Below are 809 nucleotides of genomic sequence, written 5' to 3' on the forward strand. Positions count from 1 at the left end.
GCTTGGCCTCCATTGGGACGGCGCCGCGCTCGCCGACCTTTGCACGCAGATCGAAAAACTCGGGGTATCCCAGCGGTCGGCGCCATTCGACGCCGCGGCGATCGCCGCTGAGGTCGTCGCCATGCGTCCCGATGCCGAACTCTTTGGCTGGTGGCTCGCCGACCTGGTACTGGCGCAACGCCTGGGCTGGCCGCAGCCCCTGCCGCTCCTAATGGCGCTGGGTTTTGGACCATCTTTCCGCACCGAGGCCGGCGGTGGCCGGCGCATCCGGCCCGGGGACAAGAATTTTGAGCGGGCGGTTTGCATCGCGCTCGTCGCGGCCGCCGCGGACGCTTGTCGGTTGGCCGCCGAGCTGTCGCGCCGGGCCGAAAAACTCCTGGCGGTGGCGCCGAAACTGCGCGCCAAAGGCGCCGGCGACGTAATCTTTCTGCTGCTCAGTGAAGACGCCGTGTCCGGATCGCTGACGACGGACAATCTGTCGCGCTTTGCATCGCGACGGCTGTTCGAACGGCTGCAGCAACTGGAGGTCGTGCGCGAGCTCTCCGGCCGCCCCACATTCCGGCTGTTCGGGCTGTAGCGATGAGCGAAGCGTCCGCCCGCCGCAAGCCAAACGATCAGCCGGCGCTGCTCGACACCGAACTGGAACATCTGCCGCCGGAGCTGCGCTGGTGCGAATGGATGGCCCGCGTCGAAGCGGTGATCTTTGCGGCAAATGAACCGGTGACACGTAGTGTCCTCGCGCGGGTGGTGGGAAAAAACTGCAATATCGAGCTGATCATCGACGACATTCGCGCCGAACTCGCCGGCCG

Annotated in this window: 1 protein-coding gene and 1 pseudogene; both read left to right on the forward strand. The window is 66.5% G+C overall.

Annotated elements, in window-relative coordinates; genetic code table 11:
• A partial coding sequence (locus tag EOB49_RS34320; RefSeq protein ID WP_127383536.1) for a DUF1403 family protein occupies nt 1-577 on the forward strand: 577 nt, incomplete at its 5' end.
• Nucleotides 578-579: 2 nt separating this feature from the next.
• Nucleotides 580-809: pseudogene (locus tag EOB49_RS34325) on the forward strand (segregation and condensation protein B); the annotation flags it as partial.

Origin of the sequence: Mesorhizobium sp. M7A.F.Ca.MR.148.00.0.0 (genome assembly GCF_003997735.1) — a bacterium.
GTDB lineage: Bacteria > Pseudomonadota > Alphaproteobacteria > Rhizobiales > Rhizobiaceae > Mesorhizobium.